Genomic DNA, 17,085 nt, shown 5'->3' on the forward strand with positions numbered 1-17,085 from the left:
ATTTGCCTTATGGCACAAGTTGTTGGAAACTTGGATGACCTAGTATTGCAGGTGAGCGCTGGATGCAGTCACGTCATTCTCTATCGCGTGGTTTTACCCTGATTGAGCTTGTTACCACCATCATCCTGATAGGGATTCTGGCGGTGGTGGCCATTCCTCGCCTGTTATCTGCTTCTTCCTACAGTGCCTACTCCCTTCGCAATGAATTTATGGCTGAGCTGCGTAAGGCGCAGCTCTTCGCCATGAATAATACCGATCTCTGTATTCGCGTGTCCGTATCCAGCAGCCAGGGGTACCGCATCGAACGTTATCAAGATCGCACCGCCAATCAATGTTCCGGAGCTCAGGACACCGCCCATGAGCAGCCCTGGCAGGGATTTCAGGGCGGTAGTGAGCTGGCGCTGCTTGCCGGTGGAACCCGCAGTTTTAATCTGGATTTTGATACCCTCGGCCGACTCCCCACCACGGGCTGCAGCGGCGACTGTATCCTGGCTATCGCCGACGAAACCCTGGTGCTGGCGATAGAATCCGAGGGGTATATTCATGCCCGTTAGTCTCAGCAATGTGCCAGTGTTATCCAAACGCACAGCGGGATTTACCCTGGTAGAGCTGGTGGTTGGCATGTTGGTGCTGGCCATTGCACTGGTATTGCTGTCCAGCATGCTTTTTCCCCAGGCAGACCGGGCGGCAATGACGCTGCAGCGGGTAAGAAGTGCTGAGTTGGCACAGTCGGTGCTCAATGAGATCTGGGGCAAAAGGTACGATGAACACAGCAATATCAATGGCGGCGTGCCGGCCTGTGGCTCGCCCTCAGCCTTGGCCTGCAGCACTCAAATGGGGCCGGAGGGGGAAGGGCGTAATGATTTCGATGATGTGGATGACTACCATGGATTGAATGAATCCCAGTTTATGCTGAACTCCAGCCAGCGCTATATCGACCGTTACCCCGGCTTCAAACTGGCCGTGGAGGTCAGCAGTTCGGCCCCTGAAGTGAATAAACTTATCGCCATTCATGTCACTACACCTCAAGGCGAAGTGATCACTTACCATGCCGTGAGGAGCAACTACTGATGCGCCGCGCTGCGATTGGGCCAAGCGCCCGGGGGTTCACCCTGGTGGAACTGGTCACCGTGATCCTGGTGCTGGGGGTATTGGCCGTGGGGGTGAGCAGCTTCATCATCTTCGGCACCCGCATCTTTATCGAGTCATCGGCCGTTGAGCAGGTGACGGGTGAGAGCCGGTATGCCATCGAACGCCTCACCCGTGATATTCGCCGCGCGCTTCCCGGCAGCTTGAGGCTTGGTGCCGGCAGCGATGGCACCGATAGCTGGCAATGTCTCGAAATGGTGCCTATTGCAGCGAGCACCAGCTATTTGACATTGGCCATATCACCAGATGCTGCGGCGCAGCAGGCCAAGGTGATGCGCGATGGTGCCAATACCGGCATTACCGCCGGGCAAATGGCCCACGTTTACCCCCTGATGGCGACAGATGTTTACCCACTGGCGACGGGTGATACCGGCAAGCGTTTTGCCGTGAAGTCGGTGATAGACGGCGTCGATTCGCTGGAGCTGAGTTTTGATAAGCCGGTACGCTTCAGCCAGGGGTCGCCGAGCCGCCGTATATACTTCAGTCAGGATGTGGTGAGTTATTGTTTTATCGAGCAGCTGACCAGTCACAATATCAGCCTGTGGCGCTTCAGTGGCTATGGTCTCAGTGCGGTGCAACCCGATGTGCCTGCCATGAAGCTTGCGGGACGTTCGGCACTGATGGCAAACGCGGTGACTACGCCTGCGCCCATCGCACTGCAGGCTTCCACCCTGATAAACAATGCCATGGTACAGCTGGACGTGGGCTTTGCTGTAAACGGCGAAATCTTCCAATATCAACATCAGGTACATACAGCCAATGTCCCCTAATTTCCCTATGCGTTCCAGGCAGCGAGGCAGTGTGCTCATCGTAGGGATCTTTGTGATCACTGTGATGTTTTTGCTCGCGGCGGCGCTTATCCGCATGGTCAGCGATGCCGATGAAGCCTTGACACTGGAAGTGTGGGGTGCTCGGGCACTGGCTTCAGCCAACAGCGGCGCCGATGCGGCCATGGCGAAGCTGTTCCCCATCAGTGGCGGCGCACCTGTGTGCAACAGCAGCGACAGTTGGACGCCGCCTGCGGTGGTGGGGTTTCATGGTTGTGTGGTGAATCTGTCCTGCAATAGTTTCAGTGCCGAAGGGGTGACTCAGTATCTCGTTGTCAGCCGTGCATTCTGCGAAAGTGGTGACCTGAGAGTAAGCCGTAGCGTGGAGGTCAGTGCCCGTGCCATACCTTAGACTTCTGCTGATAGTACTGCTTTGCTGGCTGCCACAGGCTATGGCTGTGCCGGTTTGCTCCGATATTTTTACGGATCCGCCAACGGGTAATCACAATCCAGGACTGCTACCACCCCCCAATCTCGAAACCAGTCGTGGCAATATTGAATGCAGCAAACACGGAAGGGCGTCGTCGTGCACCCTGAACAACCGCAATTTCAATGACAGTTTTACGCCGGGGGATTACAACTATTCCAGCGGCAGCTTCAGCCACGGCAGCTATATCAACACCAATGGCCGCACTACCAGGCTTTACTTTGATAGTTTTGATTTGAACCAAGCCAGTCTCAACGCCAGTGGCCGCGCTGAAGACCTGATTATCTATGTTCGCGGCTCCTTCAGTATGGCAGGACAAAACTACATCAATGCCATCCTGTATGTTGCGGGCTCAGTACATATCACTGGTAATGCGTCCCTCGATGGTGCGCTGGCCGCCGGGGGCTCTTTGGCTATCCAGGGCAACGGCGATGTGGATGTGGATCTCTCGGTTGTGGACAATGCTGATTTTGGCGGTATGTGCGATAAGCAAAAGGCCATCGAAATTGACCACTTTCTGCTGCAATACTCCCAAAGTCCCCTGACCTGTAAAGCCGAGACAGTCACAGTGCTGGCCTGTAAAAATGGCAGCTGCAGTGAGTTGGTCACAGACCCGGTCAGCGCCACCTTAACTGCAGCGAATGCCGTAACGGGCTGGGAAGGCGGCAACAATATCAGCCTGGTGAATGGCAGTGGCCAAAAGCGGCTTTGGCATACTGTGGTGGCGCCGCCGGTGACTATCGGTGTGGGCAGCTCTTCACCGGTGGCAGTCAATCCGACTCTGTGCCAGCGGGGAAGCGGTACACCCAGCATGGCCGCCTGTACCTTTGCCTTTGCCGACAGTGGCTTTTTATTTGATGTGCCCGACAAGCTGGCGGGTAAGGCCGCAAGCATTACCCTGAGTGCAGTGCGTAAAGACGACCAGTCGCAGCGCTGTGTCCCCACGTTTCAAAACACCAGCAAGCAGCTGGCATTTTGGAGCGACTACCTCAGTCCAGATGCAGTAGCCTTGGTGGGCAGTCCGAAAATGACGGTAGAGAGTAGCCCTATAGGTACCAGCGTCCAGAATGCGACTTCCATCCCCCTGAACTTTAACAGTCAGGGTGAGGCCACCTTGAGTGTGAATTATCCGGACGCCGGCCAGCTTGCGCTCAATGCCAGGTATCTGGGTGGCGGCAGTGAAGGGAATTTGCAGCTGGATGGCAGCGACAGCTTCGTCAGCTTTCCTGTGGGAATGTGTGTCAGAGCAAAAGACCCGCTGGCGAGCTGCCCGGCAGGGGATGCCACTTGCGCCGCCTATCGCAAAACCGGCGACAGCTTTGACTTGCTTATCTCGGCCCATGCCTGGAGCTCAGATACTGACAATGAATATTGCGATAACGCAACAACCCCCAATTTTGAGATACAGAACATTACCCTCGGCAGTACCCTGGTGGCGCCTGTGGGCGGCAGTGACGGGGTCGTCGGCACTGGCAGCTATTCCCATAAAGCTCAGGTGGACGCCAACCAAATCAGCCAAAGTATTAATGAGGTGGGGGTATTCCTTTTCAGCGCCCAGGCACCGAACACCTACCTTGGCAGCCAGTTTTATCGCATTCCGCAGGCACAGTCCGGCAATATTGGCCGCTTTGTGCCTGCGGGCTTTGCGCTGAAAGACGTCAGTCTGATCCCGGCCTGTGGCTTGCTTAACTCGCCAAGTTTCAGTTACATGGGGCAGCCGACCCCGCTGTCGATGCAGCTTGAGGCGCACAATCATCAGAATCAGGTCACGGTGAATTACCGGGATGATTTTGCCAAAGGCAAGGCGGTACTGGCGGCGGAAAATGACAACGATGGTACGGACTTGTCTGCCAGATTGAGCGCCTTGGCAGGGGCCTGGGCAGCGGGCGTTATGGCGTTTGACAGCACATCTACATTCATTTTTGCGCGCACCACGGCCCCCGGCATGGATGGCCCTTTTGAGCTTTTGGATATTGGCCTCTGGGTGAATGATATGGACGGAGACCTCTCCAGGCTTGCGCCATTGGATATGAAACCAGACAGCGTCGGTGACTGCAGTGTGATGCCCGATGGCTGCAGCGCCCAGCGACTGGGCACTGTGCCCATGCGCCACGGCCGGGCGGTGCTGGATAACACCTACGGCCCTGAGACCGATATATTGCGCATGCCAGCCTATGCTCAATACTGGAACGGCAGTGCCTGGACGCTGTCCACCGAGGACAGCTGCAGCATAGCCTCTGTACCTTTAAGTTTTCAGGTGGATAACCCTGCTCTGGGTTATTTGTATCAGCCGGGATTGCTGGCCGGGCAAAGTATTGACCGCAGCGCCACATCGGCAAGTTTCAGTCAGGGGCAATTGCCGCTCTTCTGGCAGGCTTTGGGCAGCCCCTTGTACCGCGGACAGGTGACGGCGCCACTGGATGTGCCGGATTGGCTGCATTGGTACTGGAATTGGAGCGGCAGCGAGCCGCAAACCCTCAGCGATCCCAGGGCAAGTGCCTATTTTGGTCGTTACCGTGGCGACGACCGCATTATTTTCTGGCGCGAGATCAATTGACGACTACAGAGAATTTGACCCTCAAACACGGTGGAACTCTGTCAGGTTTGGTGTGAAAAACTGCCGCATTTTTCATCACCTTACTTTCGGTTCAAAAAAAATCACTTCATTAGCGATTGTTAACCTCCCCAGTCTTGTGGAATCAGGGTGGCATTGATAAAGTTAGCTGATTTTTCTTTTCTCTGGCTCCTCTCAGAAAAACAGGCTGGTTACATGTTCAAAAAGCTGCGTGGCATTTTTTCCAATGATCTTTCGATCGACCTGGGTACCGCCAACACCCTTATCTATGTGCGTGAAGAAGGTATTGTCCTCAATGAACCTTCGGTGGTGGCAATTCGTAACGAACGCAACAGCTCAGGGCAAAAGTCCGTGGCTGCTGTGGGTACCGAAGCCAAGCTGATGCTCGGACGTACCCCTGGCAACATTCAGGCGATCCGCCCGATGAAAGACGGTGTAATCGCCGACTTTTACGTGACTGAGAAGATGCTGCAGCACTTCATTAAGCAAGTTCACAACAACAGTTTCTTTCGCCCAAGTCCCCGGGTGCTGGTGTGCGTACCAGTAGGAGCCACCCAGGTGGAGCGCCGGGCCATCCGTGAATCAGCCATGGGCGCCGGTGCCCGCGAAGTGTATCTGATTGAAGAGCCAATGGCGGCGGCCATCGGTGCCGGTTTGCCGGTATCTGAAGCAACAGGTTCCATGGTGGTGGATATCGGTGGTGGTACCACTGAAGTGGCCATCATCTCCCTGAACGGCGTGGTGTACTCTTCTTCCGTGCGTATCGGTGGTGATAAGTTTGACGATGCCATCATCAATTATGTGCGTCGTAACTACGGCAGCCTGATTGGTGAAGCCACCGCCGAGCGTATCAAGCACACCATAGGTACTGCTTATCCTGGCGACGAAGTACTGGAAATCGAAGTGCGCGGCCGTAACCTGGCCGAAGGTGTGCCAAGAAGCTTCACCCTCAACAGCAACGAAATTCTCGAAGCCCTGCAAGAGCCACTGTCGGGTATCGTCAGTGCCGTGATGGTGGCACTGGAGCAGTCTCCACCGGAGCTGGCTTCCGATATCTCCGAGCGCGGCATGGTGCTCACCGGTGGTGGAGCGCTCTTGCGTGACCTCGACCGCCTGCTGATGCAGGAAACCGGTATCCCTGTGATGGTGGCCGAAGATCCGCTGACCTGCGTGGCCAGAGGCGGTGGTAAGGCCCTTGAAATGATCGACATGCACGGTGGCGATCTCTTCTCCGAAGAAAATTAACACCACAGGTGAAAGAGGCGGTAATGCTACCGCCTCCTTTGTTTTATGAAGCCTATTTTTGTTCGCGGCGTCTCTAACCAATTCCGACTGACACTGGCAATTATTTTGTCGGTGCTGCTTATCGTGGCCAACGATCGCCTCACGCCGGTGCGCCAGTCCATGGCGACCCTGCTCAGCCCACTGCAGTATCTGGCCAATGTTCCCGGCGACATGCTGGATGGCTTTGCCGAAATGCTCGCTACCCGCACCATGCTGGAACGTCAGAATGCCGAAATGTTGCGTCAGCAACTGATGATGAGCGAGCGACTGCAGCGTTTCGAACATCTGCGCCAGGAAAATGAGCGCCTGCGCACCTTGTTGGGCTCGCCCCTGCACATGGATGCCCGCAAGATGGTGGCTGAAGTGATGGAAGTGGCCAGCGATCCATTCCATCAGCAAATCGTTATTAACCGCGGTACCCAGAATGGGGTCTATGTGGGCCAGCCTGTGCTCGATGCCCAGGGCATTGTGGGACAGGTGGTTGAAGTGAGTGCCATTACGGCGCGGGTGCTGCTGATGTCAGACACCAGTCATGCCATCCCTGTGCGTATTACCCGCAACGATGTGCGCATGATAGTGAATGGCACAGGTGAGTTGGATGAAGTTGAATTAAGACACGTCGCCAAAAGCACCGACGTCAAAGTCGGCGATTTGCTGGTGACCTCGGGTCTTGGGCGTCGTTTTCCTGAAGGTTACCCGGTTGCGCGCGTTACCGTGGTAGAGCGTGACGATGCTCAATCCTATGCCAAGGTCATGGCACAGCCGCTGGCGGCGCTGGACCGTATTCGTTACTTGCTGCTGATTTGGCCCGATGCCGGAAGTAACCCTGTGAATACCGAAGCCGTTGAGGGCTCAGCTGACGCAGCTGATGCGCCCGCTCAGGATGAGCCTGCCACAGAGGCCGCACCAATTGCTACTGAGGAGGCCCAATGAGTCTGCAGGCCCCCAATCGCCGCATCGTTGTATGGCTGACTCTGTTTGTCGGCTTATTGTTTCAAATTATGCCGTTGCCGGATCTGGTTGCCGCCTGGCGCCCGGACTGGCTGCTGCTGGTACTCATCTACTGGACCATGGCTTTGCCCCACAGATACAACATTCTGACCGCCTGGATTTTGGGTGTGGTACTGGATGTATTGCTGGGCGCGACCCTTGGCGTCAGGGCGCTGGCCTTTTCACTGGTGATTTACGTGGTGGCGCTGCATTTCCAGCGTATGCGTAACTTCACTATCTGGCAGCAATCTTTATTGGTTGCATCCCTGGTTGGGGTGTTTCATCTGGTGGTGTACTGGCTGCAGTACGTGCTGACCAAGGCCACTTACTCCCACGCCATCTTTTGGCCTGTGTTGTCCAGCCTCGTTATCTGGCCCTGGGTGTTCTGGTTCCTGCGTCGGGTGCGCCGCCGTTATAAAGTGAGATAAATTTCATGACTCTGGTGCTGGCATCCCAGTCACCCCGTCGCCGAGAGCTACTGGCTCAGGCTGGTTTGGGTGTGGCGGGATTTTCCTTTGATCGCGTTAATCCCGATATCGATGAAACCCCGTTGGTTGGTGAGTCACCTGCGAACTATGTGGCTCGTCTTGCGGTCGAAAAAGCAAAGGCCGGGCTGGCACTTTGCGGGCACATCAATGCGCCCGTGGTGCTGGGTTCAGACACCATAGTGGTGCTCGATGGAGCGCTCCTTGGCAAACCCGGTGACAAAGAAGAAGCCGTTGCCATGCTGAGTGCGCTCTCTGGCCGCGAACATGAGGTCATGACTGCGGTGGCCCTCACTGACGGTGACCGTACGTTGTGCGACACTGTGACAACCAAGGTACGCTTTGCCGACCTGTCCCGGCAGGATATTCTTGCCTATGTGGACACAGGTGAGCCCATGGATAAAGCCGGTGCCTATGGTATTCAGGGGCTGGGTGGTGTCTTTGTTGAAGCCATCAATGGCAGTTACAGCGCCGTTGTTGGGCTACCTTTGGTGGAGAGTCGCCGTTTACTGGCTGCATTTTCACTGATTTAAGCTGCATCGGCCCCAATCGATTAACTGACTTTCCCTGAGGGGTAACCGTGAACACTGTGAGTAACTCCAGTCAGAAAAATCCGCGCAAGATTGGCTCTGAGCTTTTGATTAACGTCACCCCCAACGAGGCCAGAGTGGCGCTGGTGGAACACGGGGTATTGCAGGAAGTCCATATCGAGCGCCGGATGAAGCGCGGCCTCGTCGGCAATATCTACAAGGGCAAAATCAGCCGGGTTCTCCCGGGCATGCAAGCCGCCTTCGTTGACATCGGCCTGGATAAGGCCGCGTTTTTACATGCCTCCGACATCATGCCCCATACTGAATGTGTGGCCGATGTGGAGAAGGGCAACTTTGTGGTGCGCGACATTGCCGAGCTGGTGCGTCAGGGCCAGGACATCATGGTGCAGGTGGTAAAAGATCCCCTGGGCACCAAGGGCGCACGCCTGACCACCGACATCACACTGCCTTCCCGCTATCTGGTATTCATGCCCGGCTCTGCCCATGTGGGTGTGTCCCAGCGTATTGAATCTGAAGATGAAAGAACCCGCCTGAAAGAAGCCACACTGCCCTTTGTTGACGAGGATGGCGGCTTTATTATCCGCACCGCGGCCGAAGGTGCCGGCGCCGAAGAGTTGGCACAGGATGCCGCTTTCCTGCGACGGGTCTGGGCCAAGGTGACAGAGCGGCGCAAGCGCAAGGGCAGTTCACTGCTGTATCAGGATCTCGCCTTGCCGGTGCGCATTGTACGCGACTTTGTCGGCACGGATCTGGACCGTATTCAGGTGGACTCCCGCAGCACCTTCGAAGAGCTCAAACATTTCGCTCAGGAGTTTATGCCGGAGTTTGAAGAAAAAATTGAGCTCTACAGCGGCAGTGTACCCATCTTTGACCTCTACGATGTGGAAAACGAAATCCAGCGGGCCCTGGGGCGCAAGGTAGAACTCAAGTCGGGTGGGTACCTGATTATCGACCAGACCGAGGCCATGACGACTGTGGATATCAACACGGGCGCCTTTGTTGGTCATCGAAACCTTGAAGAAACCATCTTCAACACCAACCTCGAGGCGACCCAGGCCATTGCCCGCCAGCTGCGGCTGCGTAATCTCGGCGGCATTATCATCATTGACTTTATCGACATGCTCAGCGAAGACCACCGAGCGCGTGTGCTGTCGAGCCTGACATCGGCCCTCGCCCACGACAGGGTTAAGACCAATGTCAGCGGTTTCTCCGGCTTGGGGCTGGTGGAAATGACCCGCAAACGCACCCGGGAGAGTCTCGAACATGTGCTCTGCGGCGAGTGCCCGGCCTGTAAGGGCAGCGGTTATATGAAGACGGTGGAAACTGTTACCTACGAAGTTTTCCGTGAAATCATACGTCTCGATAAGGCCTATGATGCCGATGAATTCTTGGTGTACTGCGCGCCTGCGGTGCACGCTTGCCTCAGCGGCGATGAGCATCACCATGTGGCCGAGTTGGAAGTCTATATTGGCAAGCGGATCCGGGTACAGATGGAGCCCCTGTATGCCCAGAATAAGTACGATGTGGTAATGGTCTAGTGGCAGCATTCTGGCGTCCGGCCGCTTTGGGCCGGATTTGTGGATTAACGCTGGCAACCTTACTGGTGCTGTTTGCACTGGGGGTCAGCCTCATCCGCAGCCTGCTGCCGCAACTGGAACAAGCCCGCGACAAAGTGACTGATTACCTGTGGGAAAACTACCGCATTGAAGTCAAAGTCAGTCGTCTGGCGGCCGAGTGGCAAGCCTTCGGGCCATCACTGACGGTTGAAAACCTGATTTTGCCTCCCCAGGAAGGGCTCCCGCTTACCCTGATTATCAAACGCACCGACATCAAGCTAGATTTTTGGCAAACGCTGATAAGCCGCGAACCCACGGTGGAGCACGTGGCCTTCGAAGGGGTACAGATTGCCCTGGACCTTGACGCCATGGGGGGCTCAGGCCCGCAAGAGCCTATTCCTGCCAGTAACGACGCCGCTCGGGTAAAAGAGTCCACCCGGGTAATAGATTGGCTGTCGCCCCTGCTGCTGGAGCAGCTGCAGCAATTTGCCCTGACCGACGCCACTGTGCAGCTCAAGAGCAAGCACCACGATTTCCGCCCAATCTACGTGGGTGACATGCGCTGGCTGAACCTGGATGGTCGCCACCGGGCGGAAGGCTATGTGTATCTGGATGACAGGGCATCGGTCTCCGAGCGTTTATCGCTGCAAATCGATTTGAAAGGCGATGGAAGTCAGCCGGAAAGCATTCATGGCCAGTTGTATCTGGCCGCACGGGCGCTGGATTTGGGTGAGTGGGCAGCCCGCCAACCCAATCCCTTCAACGAGACAGAGCCCTTACCCTTGGCCGGTGTGGTCAATTTTGAAGCCTGGGCCGATGTGGCCGACCTCAGTTTGATGTCGGCGCTGGTGCAGTTTTCACCTTCCTATGTGCAGTGGCCCGGCCTCGAAAATCAGCAGCGCTTTGCCGTCGATGGTGGCAGCTTGGTGTGGCAACGCCATGGCCGAGGCTGGTTATTTGGCAGTGACCAGCTGGCGCTCGTGAGCAATGATATGCCCTGGCCAGAGGCCAGCATGGCCGCCATGTACGATGGTGTTGAGCTTAAGGCCGAACTGGATGCGCTGGATTTAGGTTCCTTATCCCCTCTGGTCCCCCTTATTCCCGGGCTCACTATCGATGGCTTGAAAACCCTGCTTGCCATGCACCCTCAGGGGCAGTTACAGAACATGCGCCTGCACTATAAGGCGTTGCAAAGCACAGCTCAGCAGGATGCAACCCATCAACTGACGGTAAGCGCCGGGGTCAGTGGGCTGGGATGGCTGCAGGTGGGTCATATTCCCGGGCTTAAACAGCTCGATGCAAAATTGTTTTTCGATGGCGAATTACTGTGGGCTTCTTTACCTGCACAGACCCTCGAAGTCGACTTTGGCACCCAAGCCTTTAAAGCGCCGCTTGTCTTCCAAACCCCAGGGATGGAACTTGGTTTTGATGTGACCGAAAACGCACTGCTCGCCCCCTCGGTGCAGCTCGAAAATCCCGACCTGGCAGTGGATGCGGCCATGAAAATGGTGTTCAGCCAACCGACTCATCTGGCGCTCAGCGCAGGTGTTGAGGTGCGCGACGCTGCCCGTGCCGGCTACTATTTTCCCCGTGCTGCCATGGGCAACGAGTTGGCCGACTACCTGGAAGGGGCGATTATCGCAGGTCGTACACGAGATGCAGCCGTGGTATGGAATGGTGCGCTCAAGGATTTTCCCTATCGGGACAGCAGCGGTATTTTTCAGGCGGGCTTTGTGATGGACGAGGCCAGTTACGCCTTCCAGCCTGACTGGCCGGCGGTGACGGATTTGTCGTTGCGTGCCCTGTTTGAAAACCTGCGCATGGATATCTGGGTGGATGAAGGCAAGCTCAAGGCGGTTAATGCCGCCGGAGCCCATGTGTATATTCCCAAAATGAGCCACGAAACCGTATTGCACGTGGAGGCGGCGCTTGCCACCACAGGATCTGCAGCCACAGCAGTGCTGCAGTCTTCTCCTTTGAAACACTCAGTCGGCGCCGTATTGGACGTGGTGAAGGTGCAGGGCGCAGTCAAAGGGGATCTGGACCTCGTCATTCCCCTTTACCATGGCGGCAAGCCTGACATCCAGGGATTGGTGCTCTTTGATGATACCCCCGTATACCTTGATACCCCAGGCGTACAGCTCAACCGCCTCAAGGGCGAGCTCAGGTTTGCCAACGACAGGATTGAGGCCGGGGGGCTCAGTGCCCGACTCTTCGGTCAGCCCCTCAGTCTGGATGTGTTTGGTGCTGATGGTGCCAATGGCTATCGAGTGGATACCAAACTCAAGAGTGGCTGGGATCTGGCCTCCTTGCCGCCATCACTGGACAACCCCCTGAGTGATTTCTACGCCGGTGTGTTGGCGTGGCAGGGCACTCTGGCCCTCACACTGCCCAAGACCGGTGGTTTTGATATTAAGGCAGAGGCTGAGTCCAGTTTGCGCAACGCCGAGCTGAAACTGCCTCCTCCCTTTGCCAAAAGTGTGGGCGTACCCATGCCGCTTAAACTGGCGCTGCAGGGCAATGGCGATGGCCTGACACTGGATGTGTTTCTGGACAATAAGGGACATTTTGCCGGCCATATTCTGCCATCGAGCGGCACCATGGACAGTTTTCTGCTGACCCTGGCTGACAGCCTCGCCTCGCCACAAAGTGTCGGCGTGTCCGAAACAATCGGCGATTCCGAAAACTCAACGGCGCCTGAAAACCCAGGTGCTGCAGAAGGCGCGGGCGACAGCACCGTCACCGCAGCCGCCGGTCTGACTCAGGCGGAACCTGAGTCCACGTCGGCCGGGGATGCAACACAGCACGCTGAGCCCGCTGCCACACAGTCAACCTCAGTAGCGGCTGTGACCTCCCTTGCACAGAGCGCTCGCTCTGCAACCGGAGGCCACCTCGATGTTACGTTGCGCCAGGCGAGTTTTAATGACTGGCTGCCCATCATTATGGGATTTGTGGACTCAAGCACTGCAGAGCCCGCATCTGACAGTGCCCAGAAAATCGCTTCAGATGGTGAAACCTCCCCAGAACCTCAGCCCAAGGGCTTCTTCCCGCGCCTGGAAGGCATTTATGCAGATATCGGCGAGCTGACGATATTCGGTCAGTCTCTTGCCGATGCGCTGATATTTGCCCGTCCGGAAGATGGACTGTGGCGCGTCAGCACAGATGCCAATGAGTTCAGCGGTGATATCGATCTCTTCCCCGATTGGCACAGTGGCGGCATTAAACTCAGGGCCAGCAAATTATATCTGTCTCCCGAGTTCACCGAGGCTGAGGCCGAAACCTCGGTGTTGGGGGATGAGCAGTTCAGCAGTAATCTGCCGCCAATCGCGGTGGATGTGGATGACTTCCGGCTCTACGACCGGGCCCTTGGGCACCTGGTGCTACAGGGGTTGCCCGAGCCGGGCCGCTACAATTTTCAAACCCTGTCACTCTCATCCGGTGCGGCCACCTTGAAGGGGCAGGGCGGCTGGTTGATGGACGTCAACCAAACCCGCATGGAGTTCAGCCTCAAGGCGGATAAGTTTGATGCCATGGCTCAGCAGTTGGGCATTACCCCGGGCATCAAGGATTCACCTTTGGATATCAGCGCCGAGCTTTTCTGGCAGGGGGCACCCCACGAATTTGACCTTGGCACTCTCAGCGGCGAGCTCAAGTTTGCACTCGGTAAAGGCAGCCTGACCGAAATCAGCGACAAGGGCGCGCGTATCTTTTCTCTCTTCAGCCTGGATTCGCTGCTGCGCAAGCTGTCGCTGGATTTCACGGATGTATTTGGCAAGGGGATGTTCTATAACAGTTTTGCCGGTACTCTGGAGCTGGATAATGGTGTGGTGAAAACCCGCGATACCGAGATGGACGCCATCGCCGGCAATATGAAGGTACGTGGCTATACCGACCTGACCACCCAGAGCCTGAACTACGATATTCGTTTTGTGCCCCAATTGGCCTCCAGTGTGCCAACCGTGGTGCTGCTCAGTACCAGCGCCTGGACCATGGGCCTCGGCGCCTTTGCCCTCACCAAAGTATTGGAACCCGTGATTGAGGTGATTTCGGAAATCCGCTTCCGCCTCTCCGGTACCATGACGGACCCGATGCTCGAAGAGCTTGAGCGTAAGAGCAAAGAGATAGAAATTCCTGAGTCGGTACTGCCAAGACCAAAAGAGGGTGGGGCACCAGCAACTTCAGCGGATGGCGCTGCGCCGGTCGTGCAAGGGGGCCCAGAGCCGACACCAGCTGCGCAGTCCGGGCCACAGCAACAAGCCCCTGAGCAGGCAAAGCCAGAATCCGTGCCTGAGTCGGCGCCCGTCAACTCTCCTGTGCCGGAGCAAACAGAAGAGCCGGAGCCCGAAATTCCTGAAACGCCCTTGACCGGCGAGCCTGAACCTTTGTCGCAGTTGCCCGGCGCATCCAAGCCGGTACAATTGAGCCATTATTTACGCCGTGGAGAACCGCATGCAGGTCAGTTTGCTGCAATGCCAGAGCAGCCGGGATGTGCAGGCCAATCTGGCCTTTATCGAATCGCAGCTTGAGCGGCTGCCAAGAGTGCCCGGTGAGCCCCAATTGGTGGTGCTGCCCGAGTGCTGTTTGCTGTTTGGTGGTCATGAGAGTGAACAGCTCGCCTGGTCCGGCGAAGATGAGCCACTGAAACAGGCGCTGGCGACACTGGCGGCCCGCTTTGGAGTATTTCTGGTGGCGGGCACTATCCCCGCCCGCAGTGGCGATGGCCGGGTTTATAGCCGATGCTATGTATTCGATGACGCCGGCACTGTGCTGGGGCACTATGAAAAAATCCACCTGTTCGATGTGGATGTGGCCGATGGCACCAAAACCTACCGCGAGAGTGACACCTTTTGCCCCGGTGAGAACCTGGTGGTGGTGGACACCCCCTTCGGTAAACTGGGTCTCGCCATTTGTTACGATGTACGCTTCCCCGACATGTTCCGTGCATTGAGACTGGCGGGCGCCGAGATAATCGCACTGCCGGCAGCCTTTACCAGGGTGACAGGGGAAGCGCACTGGGAAATACTGCTCAAGGCCCGTGCCATAGAGAGCCAGTGCTTTGTACTTGGCGCCGCCCAGTGGGGCGCCCACAATACCGGCAGCCGTGAAACCTGGGGCCAGAGTATGCTGATTGACCCCTGGGGGCGCACCCTCGCCGAGCTTGCTGAGGGCACAGGTTGGGTGCAGGCGAGGCTCGACAGGGATGAGTTGGCCAGGGTACGTGCCGCCATGCCGGTGGCCAGCCATAATCGTTTTGCAGCCCCCGAGCTGCTGCCCGCGAAAGCCGGTAAATAACTACAGAATTTTATTAGGGAAAAGAGAAACCAGATGCCGTTTTTAACCCAAGTTGAACAGAGCCTGCTCGCCAACAACCTGAGCCTGGATAACCTGGCCGAGTACCTCAAACTCATCCACAGCCATAATGTGGACTTTTCTGATCTCTATTTTCAGGGCAGCAGGCACGAAACCTGGGTATTGGAAGACGGCATCATCAAGGAAGGCTCCTTCCACATCGAGCGGGGTGTGGGAGTGCGCGCCATCAGTGGCGAGAAAACCGGATTCGCCTACGCCGACGAAATCACTCCGGCCGCCCTCGAAGCGGCAGCACTGGCGGCCCGAGGTATAGCGCAGGTCGGCAGTGATTATCAGGTCAAAGCCTGGAAACGCCAGGGTGCCAAGACCCTGTACGACAGCGCCGACCCCATAGCGGCCATGGAAGAAGCCACCAAAATCGCCATGTTGCGTCAGGCCGATGCCTACATCCGCAGCCTCGATTCCCGCATCATCCAGGTGGTGGTGAGCCTCTCAGCCGTGCACGAAGAAATCCTGGTAGCCGCCAGCGATGGTACCCTGGCGGCCGATATTCGTCCGCTGGTACGCTTCAACTGCTCGGTGATTATGGAAGAAAACGGCAAGCGTGAACGCGGCGGTGCCGGTGGCGGTGGTCGCCACGATTTCGCGCCCCTTTTTGCCAATGACGACAGCGGCATGCCGGTGTGCTTTGCCTTTGCCCGTGAAGCTGTGCGTCAGGCCCAGGTAAACCTCACCGCCGTGGATGCTCCAGCCGGAGAAATGCCTGTGGTGCTCGGTCCGGGTTGGCCGGGTGTACTGCTGCACGAAGCCGTTGGCCATGGTCTGGAAGGCGACTTTAACCGCAAAGGTTCCAGCGCCTTCAGTGGTAAGGTGGGCCAGCAGGTGGCATCCAAATTGGTGACTGTGGTGGACGATGGCACATTGCCGGGCCGTCGCGGCTCCCTCACCATAGACGATGAGGGTGTACCAGGGCACCGTACCGTGCTCATTGAAAACGGTATCCTGAAAGGCTACATGCAGGACAAGCTTAACGCCCGTTTGATGGGAGTGGCGCCCACAGGCAACGGTCGCCGTGAGTCCTACGCCCACCTGCCCATGCCACGTATGACCAACACCTACATGACAGCCGGTCAGGACAACCCTGCCGATATCATCAAGTCGGTGGAAAAGGGCATTTACGCACCCAACTTCGGCGGCGGTCAGGTGGACATCACCTCGGGCAAGTTTGTGTTCTCGGCCTCTGAAGCCTACCTGATAGAAAAAGGCGAAATCACCCTTGCCATCAAGGGGGCGACCCTCATTGGCAACGGCCCCGAGGCCATGAGCCAAATTTCCATGGTGGGTAACGATCTCGAGCTCGACAAGGGTGTGGGCGTATGCGGCAAAGACGGCCAGAGCGTGCCCGTCGGCGTTGGCCAGCCTACCCTTAGACTCGATCGCTTAACCGTTGGTGGCACCGCCTGAGGCCCCGCCACTCAATCAGGCTGTACTGATTATTAAAGGCGAGACTATTTTTAAGGCGATCTGGGGATCGCCTTTTTGTTGGGCGAATTCCGTCACCCAGTCTCTCGTTCACAGCATCTGGCAACTGACCCAGGTCAATTACCTCCGGGGAAAACTGCTCTAAGGTTGGCTCGCATCTCCAATCGGAGACACCTGAGCTTGCAGGAAATCCGGGCCAGGAAAACCAAAGCGAGGACATCGAAATGAGTTGTTGTGGTGCGTGTGGCGGACAGGCTGAGCAGACTAAACCGGCAGATAAACCGGATACCAAGTTAAACAGCGGTGAGACAGCCAGGGGCGAGCCTGTGGATCCGGGGCTGGCGGCCCTGAGTGAGGCGCCGAAAGTCCAAAACGCTGTGCAGGCTTATCGCCCCTGAAAGGTGTCGGGCATCAGCCACCTGAAAAAAAGCCTGTCCAGTGGACAGGCT

The 17,085-nt window shown here is 56.8% G+C and carries 14 protein-coding genes; all 14 read left to right on the plus strand.

Translation table 11 applies throughout. The features are described 5' to 3' along the window. Positions 1–62 precede the first annotated feature (62 nt). The 14 genes from K0H63_RS02465 to K0H63_RS02530 all read left to right on the plus strand — a co-directional run bounded on the left by K0H63_RS02465 (position 63) and on the right by K0H63_RS02530 (position 17,034). The gene (locus K0H63_RS02465) at positions 63–554 is read left to right on the plus strand and encodes a pilus assembly FimT family protein (protein WP_220066564.1); all 492 of its coding nucleotides are present in this window, start codon (positions 63–65) and stop codon (positions 552–554) included. Continuing rightward, on the plus strand, positions 544–1,071 hold the full coding sequence (locus K0H63_RS02470) for a prepilin-type N-terminal cleavage/methylation domain-containing protein (RefSeq protein ID WP_220066565.1): 528 nt from the start codon (positions 544–546) through the stop codon (positions 1,069–1,071). Before K0H63_RS02465 ends, K0H63_RS02470 begins: the two co-directional genes overlap by 11 nt. Next, positions 1,071–1,919 (plus strand): PilW family protein, encoded by an 849-nt coding sequence (locus K0H63_RS02475; RefSeq protein WP_220066566.1) that lies wholly within the window; start codon positions 1,071–1,073, stop codon positions 1,917–1,919. Before K0H63_RS02470 ends, K0H63_RS02475 begins: the two co-directional genes overlap by 1 nt. Then, positions 1,909–2,328 (plus strand): MSHA biogenesis protein MshP, encoded by a 420-nt coding sequence (locus K0H63_RS02480; protein WP_220066567.1) that lies wholly within the window; start codon positions 1,909–1,911, stop codon positions 2,326–2,328. Before K0H63_RS02475 ends, K0H63_RS02480 begins: the two co-directional genes overlap by 11 nt. Next, positions 2,315–4,960, plus strand: coding sequence for a DUF8470 domain-containing protein (locus K0H63_RS02485; RefSeq protein ID WP_220066568.1), 2,646 nt, complete (start codon positions 2,315–2,317; stop codon positions 4,958–4,960). The genes K0H63_RS02480 and K0H63_RS02485 overlap by 14 nt, the downstream gene beginning before the upstream one ends. A gap of 213 nt (positions 4,961–5,173) precedes the next feature. After that, positions 5,174–6,223, plus strand: coding sequence for a rod shape-determining protein (locus tag K0H63_RS02490; RefSeq protein WP_011758587.1), 1,050 nt, complete (start codon positions 5,174–5,176; stop codon positions 6,221–6,223). Between the two features lie 45 nt (positions 6,224–6,268). Beyond that, on the plus strand, positions 6,269–7,195 hold the full coding sequence (gene mreC / locus K0H63_RS02495) for a rod shape-determining protein MreC (protein WP_220066569.1): 927 nt from the start codon (positions 6,269–6,271) through the stop codon (positions 7,193–7,195). Further along, on the plus strand, positions 7,192–7,680 hold the full coding sequence (mreD, locus tag K0H63_RS02500; RefSeq protein WP_011758589.1) for a rod shape-determining protein MreD: 489 nt from the start codon (positions 7,192–7,194) through the stop codon (positions 7,678–7,680). The genes mreC and mreD overlap by 4 nt, the downstream gene beginning before the upstream one ends. A gap of 5 nt (positions 7,681–7,685) precedes the next feature. Beyond that, positions 7,686–8,270: a Maf family protein gene (locus tag K0H63_RS02505; protein WP_220066570.1), complete on the plus strand. Its 585-nt coding sequence runs from the start codon at positions 7,686–7,688 to the stop codon at positions 8,268–8,270. An 89-nt stretch (positions 8,271–8,359) separates the two neighbouring features. Continuing rightward, a complete protein-coding gene (gene rng, locus K0H63_RS02510; protein WP_220067788.1) occupies positions 8,360–9,826 on the plus strand; it encodes a ribonuclease G in 1,467 nt (488 codons plus the stop codon). Next, positions 9,826–14,370 carry a YhdP family protein gene (locus tag K0H63_RS20025; RefSeq protein ID WP_258405640.1) on the plus strand — a complete coding sequence of 1,515 codons (4,545 nt, stop codon included), beginning with the start codon at positions 9,826–9,828 and terminating at the stop codon, positions 14,368–14,370. Before rng ends, K0H63_RS20025 begins: the two co-directional genes overlap by 1 nt. Further along, positions 14,294–15,136 (plus strand): carbon-nitrogen hydrolase family protein, encoded by an 843-nt coding sequence (locus tag K0H63_RS02520; protein ID WP_220066571.1) that lies wholly within the window; start codon positions 14,294–14,296, stop codon positions 15,134–15,136. Before K0H63_RS20025 ends, K0H63_RS02520 begins: the two co-directional genes overlap by 77 nt. A 33-nt stretch (positions 15,137–15,169) precedes the next feature. Next, complete coding sequence (gene tldD / locus K0H63_RS02525; RefSeq protein WP_220066572.1) at positions 15,170–16,618, plus strand: metalloprotease TldD; 1,449 nt, start codon at positions 15,170–15,172, stop codon at positions 16,616–16,618. Positions 16,619–16,860: 242 nt separating this feature from the next. Continuing rightward, positions 16,861–17,034 carry a hypothetical protein gene (locus tag K0H63_RS02530; RefSeq protein ID WP_220066573.1) on the plus strand — a complete coding sequence of 58 codons (174 nt, stop codon included), beginning with the start codon at positions 16,861–16,863 and terminating at the stop codon, positions 17,032–17,034. The last annotated feature ends 51 nt before the right edge of the window (positions 17,035–17,085 follow it).

It is taken from the genome of Shewanella zhangzhouensis (genome assembly GCF_019457615.1).
Lineage (GTDB): Bacteria > Pseudomonadota > Gammaproteobacteria > Enterobacterales > Shewanellaceae > Shewanella > Shewanella zhangzhouensis.